General features: G+C 72.6%; 12 protein-coding genes. 2 read left to right on the forward strand and 10 right to left on the reverse strand.

The window, feature by feature from the left end; genetic code table 11:
* Positions 1–178: 178 nt before the first annotated feature.
* From ABD329_RS38920 to nsdA, 3 genes are all read right to left on the reverse strand, one after another.
* The gene (locus tag ABD329_RS38920) at positions 179–517 is read right to left on the reverse strand and encodes a P-II family nitrogen regulator (RefSeq protein ID WP_014055184.1); all 339 of its coding nucleotides are present in this window, start codon (positions 515–517) and stop codon (positions 179–181) included.
* Positions 514–1,806 (reverse strand): ammonium transporter, encoded by a 1,293-nt coding sequence (locus ABD329_RS38925; RefSeq protein WP_198280744.1) that lies wholly within the window; start codon positions 1,804–1,806, stop codon positions 514–516. The genes ABD329_RS38920 and ABD329_RS38925 overlap by 4 nt, the downstream gene beginning before the upstream one ends.
* 207 nt (positions 1,807–2,013) lie before the next feature.
* Positions 2,014–3,528: a transcriptional repressor NsdA gene (gene nsdA, locus ABD329_RS38930; protein ID WP_198280745.1), complete on the reverse strand. Its 1,515-nt coding sequence runs from the start codon at positions 3,526–3,528 to the stop codon at positions 2,014–2,016.
* 450 nt (positions 3,529–3,978) lie between these two features.
* On the opposite strand from nsdA, the gene ABD329_RS38935 reads away from it, so the two are divergent.
* Entirely contained in the window at positions 3,979–4,650 is a 672-nt protein-coding gene (locus ABD329_RS38935) for a bifunctional DNA primase/polymerase (protein ID WP_344317612.1), read from the forward strand.
* 94 nt (positions 4,651–4,744) lie between these two features.
* Here the strand turns inward: ABD329_RS38935 and ftsY are convergent, their stop codons facing one another.
* The 5 genes from ftsY to ABD329_RS38960 all read right to left on the reverse strand — a co-directional run bounded on the left by ftsY (position 4,745) and on the right by ABD329_RS38960 (position 9,678).
* Positions 4,745–5,956 (reverse strand): signal recognition particle-docking protein FtsY, encoded by a 1,212-nt coding sequence (gene ftsY, locus ABD329_RS38940; protein WP_037948599.1) that lies wholly within the window; start codon positions 5,954–5,956, stop codon positions 4,745–4,747.
* Positions 5,957–5,991: 35 nt separating this feature from the next.
* Positions 5,992–6,660 carry a response regulator gene (locus ABD329_RS38945; protein ID WP_309142924.1) on the reverse strand — a complete coding sequence of 223 codons (669 nt, stop codon included), beginning with the start codon at positions 6,658–6,660 and terminating at the stop codon, positions 5,992–5,994.
* On the reverse strand, positions 6,657–8,813 hold the full coding sequence (locus ABD329_RS38950; protein WP_214665644.1) for a sensor histidine kinase: 2,157 nt from the start codon (positions 8,811–8,813) through the stop codon (positions 6,657–6,659). Before ABD329_RS38950 ends, ABD329_RS38945 begins: the two co-directional genes overlap by 4 nt.
* Before the next feature lies 1 nt (position 8,814).
* The gene (locus ABD329_RS38955) at positions 8,815–9,126 is read right to left on the reverse strand and encodes a hypothetical protein (RefSeq protein WP_344317613.1); all 312 of its coding nucleotides are present in this window, start codon (positions 9,124–9,126) and stop codon (positions 8,815–8,817) included.
* A gap of 129 nt (positions 9,127–9,255) precedes the next feature.
* On the reverse strand, positions 9,256–9,678 hold the full coding sequence (locus tag ABD329_RS38960; RefSeq protein ID WP_198277446.1) for a hypothetical protein: 423 nt from the start codon (positions 9,676–9,678) through the stop codon (positions 9,256–9,258).
* Between the two features lie 205 nt (positions 9,679–9,883).
* Here ABD329_RS38960 and ABD329_RS38965 point away from each other — a divergent pair, with 205 nt between their 5' ends.
* Positions 9,884–10,870 carry an LLM class flavin-dependent oxidoreductase gene (locus tag ABD329_RS38965; protein WP_198277447.1) on the forward strand — a complete coding sequence of 329 codons (987 nt, stop codon included), beginning with the start codon at positions 9,884–9,886 and terminating at the stop codon, positions 10,868–10,870.
* Between the two features lie 43 nt (positions 10,871–10,913).
* Here the strand turns inward: ABD329_RS38965 and ABD329_RS38970 are convergent, their stop codons facing one another.
* Positions 10,914–12,332, reverse strand: coding sequence for a sugar porter family MFS transporter (locus ABD329_RS38970; protein ID WP_198277448.1), 1,419 nt, complete (start codon positions 12,330–12,332; stop codon positions 10,914–10,916).
* Positions 12,333–12,548: 216 nt separating this feature from the next.
* Positions 12,549–14,576 (reverse strand): AAA family ATPase (locus ABD329_RS38975; RefSeq protein WP_344317615.1); only part of this gene is annotated, 2,028 nt, incomplete at its 5' end.

Genomic DNA, 14,576 nt, shown 5'->3' on the forward strand with positions numbered 1-14,576 from the left:
GACTGGTTGTCCGGCTCGTGCCGGGCCCTCGGAGGGCGCCCGGGCCGCGGACCCCAACGGGTGTCCCGGCACCGGCCCTCAGAAGGCGCCCGGGCCGCAGACCCCAACGGCTGTCCCGGCCCCGACCCTCAGAAGGCGCCCGGGCCGCAGACCCCAACGGCTGTCCCGGCACCGGCCCTCAGAGGGCGTCCGGGCCGCGCTCCCCGGTGCGGACGCGGACCGCGGTCTCGACGGGGACGCTCCAGACCTTGCCGTCCCCGATCTTTCCGGTGCGCGCGGCCTTGACCACGACATCGACGAGGTCATCGGCGTCCTCGTCCTCGACCAGCACCTCTATGCGCACCTTGGGCACCAGGTCGACGGTGTACTCCGCGCCCCGGTAGACCTCGGTGTGGCCGCGCTGACGGCCGTAGCCGCTGGCCTCGGTGACGGTCAGGCCCTGTACGCCGAACGCTTGCAGCGCTTCCTTGATCTCGTCGAGCCGGTGCGGCTTCACTACTGCGGTGATGAGCTTCACGCGTCCACCTTCTTGTTGTGCGGCTTCTGCGGCGCGGACGCGCCGGCCTGGCCAGCGGCGGGCACCGTACTACGCGGGGACCCGCCGACCGCGCTGAAGTCATAGGCGGTCTCGGCGTGGAACGCCTGGTCGACGCCGCCGAGCTCATCGTCCTCACTGGCCCGGAAGCCGATGGTGACGTGGATGAGCTTGGCCAGGATCCAGGAGACGGCGAAGGAGTAGAGCAGCACCGTGAAGGCGCCGAGCGCCTGCTTGCCCAGCTGGGTCATGCCGCCGACGCCGTCGGTGGCGAGGACGCCGACCAGGAGGGTGCCGATGAGGCCTCCGACCAGGTGCACTCCGACCACGTCGAGCGAGTCGTCGTAGCCCAGCTTGTACTTGAGGCTGACGGCCCAGGAGCAGACGGCTCCGGCCACCAGGCCGATCACGACGGCGCCCCAGGCGTTGACCGCCGCGCCCGAGGGGGTGATGGCGACCAGGCCCGCGACCGCGCCGGAGGCGGCGCCCAGGGTGGTGAACGCGCCGTGCCGGATGCGCTCGTAGGCGAGCCAGCCGAGCATCGCGACGCCGGTGGCGATCTGGGTGTTGAAGGCCATGTTGGCGGCGGTCCCGTTGGCGGCGAGGGCGGAGCCGGCGTTGAAGCCGAACCAGCCGAACCACAGCAGACCGGAGCCGAGCATCACCAGCGGCAGGTTGTGCGGGCGCATCGGGTCCTTCTTGAAGCCGATGCGCTTGCCGAGCACCAGGGCCACGGCGAGGCCCGCGGCGCCCGCGTTGATGTGGACCGCCGTACCGCCCGCGAAGTCGATGACCTCCTTCTTGAACAGCCAGCCGTCCGCCTGCCAGACCCAGTGCGCCACCGGGAAGTAGACGACCGTGGACCACAGGGTGATGAAGAGCGTCCAGGCGCCGAACTTGACGCGGTCGGCGACGGCTCCGCTGATCAGCGCGGGGGTGATCACCGCGAACATCAGCTGGAAGAGCGCGAAGGCCAGGACCGGGATCGCGTCCGGCTTGTCGCCCCATAGCGAGGTCGGGTCGATGCCCTTGAATCCGATGTGGTCGAGATTGCCCAGCAGCCCGCCGCCGACGTCATCGCCGAAGGTGAGCGAGTAGCCGAACAGCACCCACAGCAGCGAGACGACGCCGAGCGAGATGAAGGACATCATCAGCATGTTCAGGGCGCTCTTCACCCGCACCATGCCGCCGTAGAAGAAGGCCAGGCCGGGGGTCATCAGCATCACGAGCGCGGCGCTGATCAAGACGAACGCTGTATTTGCGCCATTCAATGTGGACGTCTCCTCGAAGCGACGGCCCGTGCGGGCAGGACATCGGTGGGCCGGTATTCGCCTCGAGGTTGGCGCAGCGCCGTTTCAGCCGATGCCGCCCGATGTTTCACCGGAGTGACGAAGGACGCGGGAGTGTTACGCGGCGGTGAACCGCGGTGGTCGGGCCGAAGCCCTCCGTTACGGTGTCGCGATCATCGCCGGGGCCGGTCAGACGGCCTGGCCGGGACCCGTCTTCTCGGGGTTGTCGGGCATCAGGGTGGCCAGCCGCTCACTGAGATCGGTGATCTCCGGTACGTCGCCGAACTGGCGCACTGCCGTGTCCACCGTCTTGCGCAGCCGGTTGTTGACCCGCTCCGAGCGCACCCGCTTGGCGAGCGGCAGCGCCTCGCGGGCGACCGCGGCGGCCTGCTCGGGCTCCTTCTGGAGGAGGTGGACGGTGGCCATGCCGATCAGGTTGAGCGCATACGAACGCTGGGGGCCGGATTCGTTCTCGGTCTCCTGGCCGAAGAGGCGCACGGCCTTGCGCATCACCGGGTCGGCCATCTTGGCGTAGGTGGGGCTGCGGCCGGCCACATAGGCGAGATCGCGGTAGGAGTGGGCGTTCTCCGCGTTGAGCTCGGCCTCGGAGAAGAAGCGGATCCAGTCCGGGTCGCCGTCGCCCCCGGCGCAGTCGGCGAAGGTGTCCTCGGCCATCTTCACCGCGCGGTGGCACTTGCTGGGCTGGCCCATATTGGCGTAGGCCCGGGCCTCCATCGCATACAGCATGGCCTGGGTGCGCGGTGTGGCGTTCTCCCGGCTGCCGTACTGCGCGAGGTGGATCAGCTCCAGCGCGTCGTCGGGCCGCCCGACGTGGATCATCTGGCGGCTCATGCTGGAGAGGACGTACGAGCCGAGGGGGCGGTCGCCGGACTCCTTGGCGGCGTGGAGGGCGAGCACGAAGTACTTCTGCGCGGTGGGCTGGAGCCCGATGTCATAGCTCATCCACCCGGCCAGCTGGGCGAGCTCGCCCGCGACCTTGAAGAGCCGCCGGGAGACCGCGTCCGGATGCGGCTCCTGGAGCAGGTCGGTGACCTCGTGCAGCTGGCCGACCACCGCCTTGCGGCGCAGCCCGCCCCCGCACTGGGCGTCCCAGGCGCGGAACATCACGATGGTGGACTCCAGCAGCTCCAGCTCTGGCTCGGAGAGCCGGGAGACCCGGCGCGCGCGCCCGCCGTCGGCCGCCCGGGCGCCGCCGGGCTGTCCGCTCGTGGAGGGCACCAGCCAGCGCTGCATGGGCTCGATGAGGGCGGGGCCCGCGGACAGCGAGAGCGAGGCGCCGAGGAAGCCGCGGCGGGCCAGCATCAGATCGCTGCGGGAGAACTCACCGATCAGCGCGACCGTCTCGGGCCCGGCCCAAGGAAGGTCCACTCCGGACACGGACGGTGACCGGTGGACGGCGCGCAGCCCGAGGTCCTCGATGCCGACCACACAGCCGAAGCGCTCGGAGAAAAGCTCGGAGAGGATCTGCGGAATCGGCTCGCGGGGCTGCTCGCCGTCCAGCCAGCGGCGCACCCGCGAGGTGTCCGTGCTGATGTGGTGGGCACCTAACTGCCGCGCTCTGCGGTTGACTTGGCGCGCCAGCTCCCCCTTCGACCAGCCGCTGCGCACGAACCACGACCCCAATTGCGCATTGGGGCGCTTCCCAGCACCGCCGCCGCCGTCGCCCACCCGGAACGCCCCCATCCCACGAATCTTCCCGAACCGCCACCAGAATGCCTTCTGTCACGGTCAGTTGTCCCCGCGATGCGGCGCATCAACCGTCCGGACGGGGAACCGCCTCATGCCAGTGGCATGTACCGATCCGTACTCCGCCCGTCGTCAGCTCGCATTCGAGCGAGCGCCGCTTCCAGGGACTGTGCACTGAAAGTAATCCTACGATCACGCCTCCGGCGAGGCGGTTCCCGAAAACGCCACCATTCGCCACCCCTTCGAATGAACCCGGTTGCGGTTTCCCACGATTCACTTGACACCGAGGCGACGGGAACAGGTGAAGGGGTGCACGTGGGGGCGCGCGAGTCGCGCCTCACCACCTCCGTCACATCGGAGCGCACACCTCCGCACCTCATCGGCGACGGAGCGTCATCGTGACGTTCCGGCTCGTAACCATCGAGAGCGGGACCCGTTGGAGGGGGCATGGGCTTCACGATCGGCGGCATCCGGGACATGCGGTCCGGCTCGCGGCGCCGCGGCCGTACGTCCGAGTCCACGACGGTGGCGGAGTACACCGGGCTGTGGGGCTGGGACGTGGTGCCGGGCGCGCGGGCGGCACGGGGCTCGGGGGGTGGCAGAAACGAATGTTCATGCGGTGACCGGGACTGTCGCTCCCCCGGAGCGCATCCGCTCGGCTTCGCCCCCGGCGTCCCGGCGGGCGCCACGTTGGACGCCGCCGCGGCCGCGTGGGAGCGGGTCCCTGGAGCGGCCGTGCTGCTGCCCGTGGGCCGCTCGTTCGACATCCTCGAGGTCTCGGAGTACGCGGGCGGACACGCGCTGGTCCGGCTGGAGCGGATGGGGCTGCCCCTCGGCCCGGTGGCCGCCACCCCGCACGGGCGCGCCCAGTTCTTCGTCGCCCCCGGCGCCGCCGCCGAACTGCCCGAGCTGCTGTACCGCATGGGGTGGGACGACGCCGACCTCGACCTGCGCTGCCTGGGCCCGGGCGACCACATCACCGCCCCGCCCTCGGACCTCGGCGGCCTCGGACCGGTGCGCTGGCTGCGCCCGCCGACCCTCGACACCGCGGGCCGCCCGCCGCACGCCCGGCTGGTGCTGGGGACCCTGGCCTATGTGAGTCATCGGGCCGGGGGCTGACGGCGGCCCGCCCCTCGCGTGCGAACGCCGGACGGGCCGGGAGTTCGACCCCGGCCCGTCCGGCGCGATACGGGTGATCCCCCCACCACCGGCCTCAGCCGCCGATCAGCGCGTCGACGAACGCCTCCGGCTCGAACGGCGCGAGGTCGTCCGCGCCCTCGCCCAGGCCCACCAGCTTGACCGGGACGTTCAGCTCGCGCTGGACCGCCACCACGATGCCGCCCTTGGCGGTGCCGTCCAGCTTGGTCAGCACGATGCCGGTGATGTCCACCACCTCGGCGAACACCCGCGCCTGCACCAGGCCGTTCTGCCCGGTCGTGGCGTCCAGGACCAGCAGCACCTCGTCCACCGCGCCGTGCTTCTCCACGACCCGCTTGACCTTGCCCAGCTCGTCCATGAGGCCGGTCTTGGTGTGCAGCCGCCCGGCGGTGTCGATAAGGACGACATCCGCGCTCTCGGCGATGCCCTCCTTCACCGCGTCGAAGGCGACCGAAGCCGGATCGCCGGCCTCCGGCCCCCGGACCGTACGGGCGCCGACCCGCTCGCCCCAGGTCTGGAGCTGATCGGCGGCGGCGGCACGGAAGGTGTCGGCCGCGCCGAGCACCACCGACTTGCCGTCGGCGACCAGCACCCGGGCCAGCTTGCCGGTCGTGGTCGTCTTACCGGTGCCATTGACGCCGACGACCATGACGACGCCCGGCTTCTCCTCACCGTTCGCGCCCACACCGCTCTCGGTGTGCACCGAACGGTCGGCCTCGGTGCCGATGAGGTGCAGCAGCTCCTCGCGCAGCAGACCGCGCAGCTCGTCGGGCGTACGGGTGCCGAGCACCTTCACGCGCTCCCGCAGCCGCTCGACCAGCTCCTGGGTCGGCGCCACCCCGACGTCCGCGGTCAGCAGCGTGTCCTCGACCTCCTCCCAGGTCTCGTCGTCGAGGTGCTCCCGGGACAGCAGCGTCAGCAGCCCCTTGCCCAGAGTGTTCTGGGAGCGGGACAGCCGGGCGCGCAGCCGGACCAGCCGGCCGGCGGTCGGCTCCGGGACCTCGATCGGCGGGGCCTCGGGCGCGGGTGCCTCCGCGGTCGCGGCCCCGGCGCCCGGAAGATCCACCTCCTCGATGGTTCTGCGTGGTTCCTCACGCGGGGTTTCGGCCTCCTCGCCGACGTGCGGTTCGGCGGGCGGCGCGGTGACGGTGGGGCTGCTCGGCGGGGGCGGGGGCAGCCGCTTCTTCTTGCGGCCGCTGATCACGAGCCCGCTGATCGCGGCGACCGCGACCACAGCGATGACTACGGCAAGGATGAGGTATTCCATAACGCCCCCCAGTATCAGCCACGAGGGGGAGCGAGTCATTCGCCTCCCAGCCCGGCCTGCCGGGCGCGCACGATCGCCTGGGCGCGGTCGCGCACCTGGAGCTTGGCGAAGATCGATCCGACGTGGTTGCGCACCGTCTTGTCCGTCACCACCAGCCGCTGGGCGATCTGGCGATAGCCGAGCCCGGCCGCGAGCAGGTCCAGCACCTCCAGCTCCCGGGCGGTCAGCGTCGGGAACGCCTCCTTCGCGGACGCCGAGCCCGACGCGCCGACCAGCGCCCCGAGCCGCTCGGCCATCCGCGGGCTGAAGACCGCGCCACCGCGCGCCACGGTGTGCAGCGCCCGCAGGATCTCGTCCCGGCCCGCGCCCTTGAGGAGATAGCCGCGGGCCCCGGCGCGCACGGCGGCCAGCAGACTGTCGTCGTCCTCGGACATCGTCATGACCAGCACCCGGATATCGGGGTGATCGCACAGGATCCGCCGGGTCGCCTCGAGACCGGACCGGCCCGGCAGCGCGAGATCCATCATCACCAGGTCCGGACCGGTGCGCACGGCCTCTGCCATCGCCCCGTCCGCGCAGGCCGCCTGGCCGACGACGGTGAACGCGTCATCGAGATTGACGGCGGCGGCCAGGCCCTCCCGGAAGAGGGGATGATCGTCCACCAGCAGTACCCGCCACTGCGGAGTTTCCACGACCGCTGTCACCGCGCCGTCCTCTCCCTGGGTTTCGCCGCCGTGTGCTCGGACGTCCTCGACGCGATGAGGGCCCGGCAGGCCTCGTGGCCCGTGGGTTTCCGGTGTTCCTCCGGGTTGCCGTGTTCGCCCGGTCCGGCGAGGGGCAGCACCGCGTGGACCACCGTGCCGGTCGCCGATCCGGTCACCGAGCAGGAGCCGCCGATCTCCTCGGCCCGTTCGGTGACCGAGGCGAGGCCGACGCCGGGCACCGCGGTCTCGCGCAGGCCGCTGCCGTCGTCGGTGACCTTGACCTCGAGGGTGTCCGGGCCCGTGGTCAGCTCGACGCTCACCTGACGTGCCCGGGCGTGCCGCACGGCGTTGGTCAGCGACTCCGCCGCGATCCGGTACGCGGCCGTCTCCACGCCGGGCGACAGCGGGGGCAGGGCGGCGGGGCGGCTGGCCACGCTGACGCGCAGGCCGTCGACGCCCAGCCGGTGCGCCAGGTCGCGGACCGCGCCGGCCAGTCCGCGCTCGGCCAGCGCGGCCGGGGCCAGGCCCGCGGTGATCCGCCGCACCTCGACCAGGGCCTCGGCGAGCGTCTCGGCGGCCTCGCACAGTTGCGGGGTGGCGGGGTGGCCGGGCGGGCAGGAGGTCTGCGCGATGTCCAGACGCAGCCTTACGGCGGCCAGTTGGGGGCCGAGTCCGTCGTGGATCTCCCGGCGCAGCCGGCGGCGCTCCTGTTCGCGGGCGAGCACCAGGCGCTCGCGGGCGGCCTGGGCCTCCTCGGCCAGACGCAGCGCGGCGAGCGCGGGTGCGGCCTGGTCGGCGAGGAGGGAGAGCAGTCCGCTGTCGCGTTCGGCCGGGGTGCCGGAGCCGTCGCGGGAGACCTCCAACCGGCCGACGGTGCGGCCGTGGTGGCGCAGCAGAAACGTCTGGACCGGGCCGGTCAGCGGGGCCCCCGCGGCGGCCAGCCGCCGGGGCCCGGCGCGGGTGTCGACGCTGACGGCCGCGCCCGAGACGCCGAGGTCCTCCACGGCGCTGCGGCAGATCTGCTGGGGCACCTCGCCCGGGTGCGGGGCCTGTTGCAGCCGTACGGCGAGGGCGCTCACGGCTTCGTGCGGGCGGGCCCGGGGCCCGTAGAAGGCGCGCTCGACGCAGAGGGTGAGCTTGCGGGCGCTGGGCCGCAGCCCCCAGCCCAGCACCAGGGCGGATCCGGCGGTGACGGTCGTGGCCCCGCTGCGCACGGAGGGGAGTCCGGCCTGGACGGCGACGACCGCGCAGACCACCACGGCGGCCAGCGAGGTGAGCACGAAGGCGCGGGCGAGGCGGTGGCTGGTGGAGCGGTCCAGCCGCCATATGCCGGTGCGGGCGACGCCGAGACAGATCGCGGCGGCCCATACGGCGCTGCCCACCGTACGGGCCACGATCGTGGGTACGCCCTCGCCCCACTGGGACAGCAGGAGCGAGACACAGGCGGGGTAGGCGGCGGCCAGCAGCGCCCAGTCGCGCCGCTCGGCGCCGCGCGAGCGGGCGGTGCGGCAGCACAGGGCGGCGGTCACGGCCGCGGCGACGCTGCGCAGCACCCAGGGTTCGGCCTCGGCGTAGGCGTCGAGGTGGTCGAAGGCCCACTGGCCGCTGGCGGTGGCGAACGCCGGATTGGCGACGGAGCCCACCCGGGGCTCGCTGATCAGCCACAGCCCCGCGTACCCCAGCCAGTAGCCGGACGCGCCCAGGCTGATCACCCACCACTGCCACCGCCGGCGCCCGCCCCGGGGGAACAGCCACAGCGGCAGCAGCAGTACGGTCAGCGGGCGGCAGGCCATCTTGGCGGCGGCGAGCAGCAGGGACAGCACGGCGCCCGTGGTGCCCAGGTCGGCGAGGCCCAGCAGCCCGGCGGCGGCCGAGGGCAGCAGCCACAGGCCGCCGGCCACCAGCAGGACGCCGCCGTAGCGCCGGGCCGAGCGCTCGGCGAGCAGCAGCACGCCGACGCCCAGGACCGGGACGCCGACGGCGACCCTGGTCAGCACGGTGGCGCCCCGGGGATGGGGATAGGCGAGCGCGAGCCACTCGTCGTTGACCCGCAGCAGCCCGGCCACCCATCCGGCCAGGACCACCACGATCAGCGCCGATACCCCGCCCGCGGCGCGCACGGCGCGGTCCTTCGGCAGTGCGGCCTGTCGCATCTCAACCGGCGGCGGGCCAGGCGGTCAGGGCGCGCGCCGCGCCGGGGCCGCCGCCTCTGACCCACAGCGTGACGTAGTTGTCGTTACGGCCGGGGCGGCATTTGTACTCGGCCCACTTGTGCCGTTCGACTCCGGTCTTGCCGGCGCGCTTGCAGGCCGCGGTGGTGTCGTAGTGGCCCGCCTCCCGCCAGTCGGTGTCGGCGGAGGTGGCGGGGTGGGAGGAGGCGGTGGCGGGGGAGGCGGCCGCGGTCCACACGACGGCCCCGGCGCTCAGGCCGAGGGCGATCGCCGTGCGGATTCGGGTAGGGCGCATGGTCGTTCTCCTTGTGTCTCGCCCCGAGCACTACCCGCCGCCGCGGCCGTGAAGTGCGCGGATGCCCCGGCCCACCCGAACCGGTGACCCCCTAGCACCCCCGTTTCCATCGGCGGCGGGATCGGGCGCTCACCCCACGAGCAGCAGTACGGCGACCGCGATCGTCTCCGCCTCGCCGTAAGGCAGTCCGATGCGCATCAGGGCGAGCACGATGGGCTGCGCCGCCCAGACCTCCAGCGTGTCGAGGAAGTTCGCGAGCCGGTGGGCGTAGCGGCGCACCATCGCGGTCTCGCGGGGGCTGAGCCGGCTGAGCAGCTTGGCCAGCAGCGCGCCCCCGTGGCGGAGGGCGGTCACCAGCAGTCGCTGCCGGATGAGCCGCGCCGCCTCGGGGTCGGGGCCGGTACCGGCGCCGGGGCCGTCGCCCTCACCGGAGAAGAGCGTGGCCTTGGCGGATTCCAGGGGCCCGGGGTCGCCGGCGGTCCGCCGGACCCGGGTGATGAGGTCGTCGATGTCGGCCGCGGTGATGAGCGATTCCCCCGTGCTGATCGTCACGCGCCCCTCCAGAGTTGGCGTATGCGGGCTGCGGCCCATGGGGCGGGCCGACCCTCACCATCGGCCGCCCCGCGTCCCAGGCACATGAGTCATCCGCCCCGGCCGTGCCCGTGCGGTGGGCCGAACGGGCCATGGAGGTGGCTATTTGACGGTCCGTCAGCTACGGTCCGGCTGCCGCGTCCCATGACGAAGGAGGACATCCGCCATGCCCGTCACGGTCGTACGCCTCAACCTCGTCGATCCCGACGCGACCCCGCGCGGCCTGTCCGAGCGGTACCGCGCCGCGCTGGAGATGGCGGCCTTCGCCGATGAGCGGGGCGTCTCCACCCTCCAGACCGAGGAGCACCACGGCTCCACCGACAACTGGCTGCCCGCCCCGCTGGCCTTCGCGGGCACGCTGCTGGGCGCCACCCGCCGGATCACCGTCACCGTCTCGGCGCTGATCGCGCCGCTGTACGACCCGCTGCGGCTCGCCGAGGACCTCGCCGTGCTGGATCTGGCCAGCGGCGGACGGCTGATCACGGTGGCCGGGATCGGCTACCGGCCGGAGGAGTACGCGGCCCTGGGCACGGACTGGAAGCGGCGCGGCGCGCTCCAGGACGAGGCCCTGGAGACGCTGCTCGCGGCCTGGACGGGCGAGCCCTTCGCATACCGGGGCCGCACCGTCCGGATCACCCCGCGCCCGTACACCCGCCCGCATCCGCCGCTGCTGATCGGCGGCAGTTCCCAGGCGGCGGCCCGCCGCGCGGCCCGCCTGGGCCTGCCGTTCTTCCCGAGCGCGCATCTGCCGGAGCTGGAGGCGTACTACCACGCGCGGCGGGAGGAGTACGGCACCGAGGGCTGGTGCCTGATGCCCCCGGCGGCCACCCCGCTGCTGCATCTGTCCGAGGACCCGGACCGGGCCTGGGAGGAGTACGGCACCCATCTGCTGTACGAGGCGCGCAGGTACGCCTCCTGGCAGCAGGGCACGGTGCGCTCGGCGGTGCGTTCACGAGCCGAGGACGTGGCGGCGCTGCGCCGGGAGGGCGTCTACCGCGTCATCACCCCGGAGGAGTGCGTGGCGCTGGCGGAGGAGGGCGGCGAGCTGGCGAGCCTGGTGCTCCATCCGCTGTGCGGCGGGATGCCGGTCGAGGAGGGCTGGCGGTCCCTGCGGCTGTTCGCGGAACGAGTGCTGCCCCGCCTCAAGGACTGAGGCGGGGCAGTTCTCCTGTGCGAGGAGTGGGCGGCGGGGGGATTTAGCCCATCTCCTCCAACGCCTTGCCCTTGGTCTCCGGCACCCACTTGAGGATGAACGGGATCGAGAGCAGGGCGAAGGCCGTGTACATGATGTACGTACCCGACAGGTTCCAGTCCGAAAGGCTCGGGAAGCTCGCGGTGATGGCCCAGTTGGCGATCCACTGAGCCGAGGCGGCGACACCGAGGGCGGCGGCGCGGATCTTGTTCGGGAACATCTCGCCGAGCAGGACCCAGACCACCACGCCCCACGAGAGGGCGAAGAAGAGCACGAAGGAGTGGGCCGCGATCAGCGCCAGGACACCCTCCGTGTGCGGCAGCTTGCCGTCCACCAGATGCGCCGAGAACGCCCAGGCCACCAGGGCGAGGGAGATGGCCATGCCCACGGAGCCGATGAGCGCGAGCGGCTTGCGGCCGATCCGGTCGACGAAGATCATCGCGATCACGGTGCCGAGGATGTTGATGATCGACGTGGTGAAGGAGTAGAAGAACGAGCTGCTCGGGTCGACGCCGACGGACTGCCACAGCGTCGAGGAGTAGTAGAACGCCACGTTGATGCCGACGAGCTGCTGGAAGACCGAGAGCCCGACGCCGATCCAGACGATGGGCAGCAGGCCGAACCGGCCGCCGAGGAGGTCCTTGAAGGTCGACTTCTCCTCACTGCGCATGGCCCGGTCGATCTCGGTGACCCGCACATCGAGGTCCACGGTCTTGCCCTCGACCTCCTCCAGCACCTGCTTGGCCTGGGCGGTGCGGCCGACGGAGATCAGGAAGCGGGGCGACTCGGGGATGGCGAAGGACAGCAGCCCGTAGAGGACGGCGGGGATGACCATGACGCCGAGCATCCACTGCCAGGCCTCCAGGCCGGCGATCTGTCCGCGCTGGTCGCCGTCGGCGAGGTTGAGGATGCCCCAGTTGACGAGCTGGGAGATGGCGATGCCGACGACGATCGCGGCCTGCTGGAACGAGGCGAGCCGGCCGCGGTAGGCGGGCGGGGCGACCTCGGCGATGTAGGCCGGGCCGATCACCGAGGCCATGCCGATGCCGACGCCGCCGAGCACCCGCCAGAAGGCCAGGTCCCACAGCGAGAAGGGCAGCGCCGAGCCGACCGCGCTGATCGTGAAGAGACCGGCGGCGATCTGCATGACGCGGATCCGGCCGATGCGGTCGGCTATCCGCCCCGCGGTGGCGGCGCCGATGGCCGAGCCGATCAGGGCGATGGCCACGACCTGGGCGAGGGCCGCGGAGCCGATGTCGTACTTGCCGCGGATGGCTTCGACCGCTCCGTTGATCACCGAGCTGTCGTAGCCGAAGAGAAAGCCGCCCATCGCGGCGGCTGCGGTGATGAAGATGACGTGGCCGAGGTGGTCCGGCTGGGCCTTGCGGCCCTCGGCTCCCTGTGCCTGCACGGTGGTGGACAACGTGAACTCCTGACGCCCGCCCGGCAACGGCGCCGGACGTGGGGGGACGGCTGACCCTTCCAGCGGTCGCTGCTGAGGCGTCGACCACCACTTGAAGGTAAAAGCAACGTTGCAGAGACTATTCCTTCAAGTTTCGAAGTCAATAGGGTGTGACGAAGAAATCGCTCCAGCATGCCGACACGCGGGAGCAAGTCTTGACTTCAAGTATTGAATCGGTCACCGCAAGCGCTGGCTGATGACCTTCGAGACGCCGTCACCCTGCATGGAGACGCCGTACAGCGCGTCGGCGACCTCCATCGTCCGCTTCTGGTGGGTGATCACGATCAGCTGGGAAGCCTCCTGGAGCTCCTGCATGATCCGGATCAGCCGCTGGAGATTGGTGTCGTCGAGCGCCGCCTCGACCTCGTCCATCACATAGAACGGGCTCGGCCGCGCCTTGAAGATCGACACCAGCAGGGCCACGGCGGTCAGCGAGCGCTCACCGCCCGAGAGCAGCGACAGCCGCTTGACCTTCTTGCCCGGCGGCCGGGCCTCCACGTCCACGCCCGTGGTCAGCATGTTCTCGGGGTCGGTCAGCACCAGCCGGCCCTCCCCGCCGGGGAACAGCCGCGAGAAGACGCCCTCGAACTCGCGTGCGGTGTCCCGGTACGCCTTCGTGAAGACCTGCTCGACCCGCTCGTCGACCTCCTTGACCACCTGGAGGAGATCGGCCCGGGTCTTCTTGAGGTCCTCCAGCTGCTCGCTCAGGAACTGATGCCGCTCCTCCAGCGCCGCGAACTCCTCGAGCGCCAGCGGATTGACCTTGCCGAGCTGCTGGTACGCGCGCTCCGCGGCCTTCAGCCGCTTCTCCTGCTGCGCCCTCACGTACCGCACCGGCTGGTTGCGCGGATGCTCGGGATCCTCCGGCAGCACCTCGCCCTCGGCGGGCGGGGACGGCGGGACGAGCTGGTCGGGGCCGTATTCGGCGATCAGCCCGGCCGGTTCGACGCCCAGCTCCTCCAGCGCCTTGGTCTCCAGCTGCTCGATCCGCATCCGCTTCTCGGCGCCCAGCACCTCGCCCCGGTGCACCGAGTCGGTCAGCTTGTCCAGCTCGCCCTTGAGGTCACGCCCCTGGCCGCGAGCGGCGTCAAGCTCCCGCTCGCGCTCGGCCTTGGCCCGCTCCGCCGCGTCCCGCTCCCGCTCGGCCCGCACCAGCGACACCTCGACATGCGCCAGCAGTTGGCGGGCGCCGGCGGCCACGGCCGAGGCCACCTCGGCCTCATGGCGCAGCCGGGCGCGCCGCTGCTCGGCGCGCGCCCGGGCCTCGCGCTCGGCGCGCGCGCCCCGGTCGAGCGCGTCGGCCCGCCCCGCGAGCCCCTTGACGCGCTCCTCATGCGTACGGACCTGGAGCCGCGCCTCCATCTCGGTCTGCCGGGCGTTCGCGCCGTCGGCCGCCAGTCGGTCGCGTACAGAGGTGTCGGGCTCCTCCTCGCCCGGCTCCTCCTCCGCCACGGCCAGCCGCTCGGCGAGCTCCTCGGCCTCCTCGGTCGCCCGCTCCAGCGCCTCCTCGGCCCTGGCGACGGCCGCGGTGCTCCGCTCGGCCTCCCCGGCGGCCCCGCGCGCCTGCCCGGCCAGTCGGCCCAGCGACTGCGCGACCCGCGACTTCTCCCGGTCCGCCGCGCTCCGGCGGCCCGCGAACTCCTCGACGAGCGCCAGGCACTCGGCCCGCCGCTCCTGCGCCGCGCGCTGCGCTCCGGCCAGCTCCTCGCACCGTACGGCCAGCCGCTCGAGCTCCGCCGCGGCCTCGTCGACGGACGCCTGCACCTCCAGCAGCGTGGGCGCCCCGGCGGACCCGCCCTGCGCGAAGTGCGCTCCGAGCAGATCGCCCTCGGCGGTCACGGCCGTCAACTCCGGCCGCCGCGCGAGCAGTTCCTCGGCCTCCTCCAGGGTCCCGACCACCACCATGCCGTCGAGCAAACGCCTTACGGCGGGCAGCAGCGCGGCGGGCCCGGCCACCAAGTCCGCCACCCGCGGCAATGCTTCGACGGCAGCGTCCGTCCCGCCCGGCTCGCTGCCGGACGCCGCCCCTGCTACGGCTGCCTCTCCCCCGGCGGGCTGCGGCACCCGCGCGGAGACGGCCGACGCGGACGCCCCACCGGCGGCGGCGACCACGGGCTCGGGCGCGGCCGGGGCGCCGTCGGACGCCATACGGGCGTCGCCTCCGCCGCCCCCGGCGGCCGTCGGCCGCGCACCCGGCACCACGGG

The organism is Streptomyces javensis (assembly GCF_039525925.1).
GTDB lineage: Bacteria > Actinomycetota > Actinomycetes > Streptomycetales > Streptomycetaceae > Streptomyces > Streptomyces asiaticus.

Coding starts and splice junctions, on each gene's coding strand:
- ABD329_RS38950 (WP_214665644.1), bottom strand. CDS start 8,813: ATGCGACAGGCCGCACTGCCGAAGGACCGCGCCGTGCGCGCCGCGGGC.
- ftsY (WP_037948599.1), bottom strand. CDS start 5,956: ATGGAATACCTCATCCTTGCCGTAGTCATCGCTGTGGTCGCGGTCGCC.
- ABD329_RS38965 (WP_198277447.1), top strand. CDS start 9,884: ATGCCCGTCACGGTCGTACGCCTCAACCTCGTCGATCCCGACGCGACC.
- ABD329_RS38955 (WP_344317613.1), bottom strand. CDS start 9,126: ATGCGCCCTACCCGAATCCGCACGGCGATCGCCCTCGGCCTGAGCGCC.
- nsdA (WP_198280745.1), bottom strand. CDS start 3,528: ATGGGGGCGTTCCGGGTGGGCGACGGCGGCGGCGGTGCTGGGAAGCGC.
- ABD329_RS38935 (WP_344317612.1), top strand. CDS start 3,979: ATGGGCTTCACGATCGGCGGCATCCGGGACATGCGGTCCGGCTCGCGG.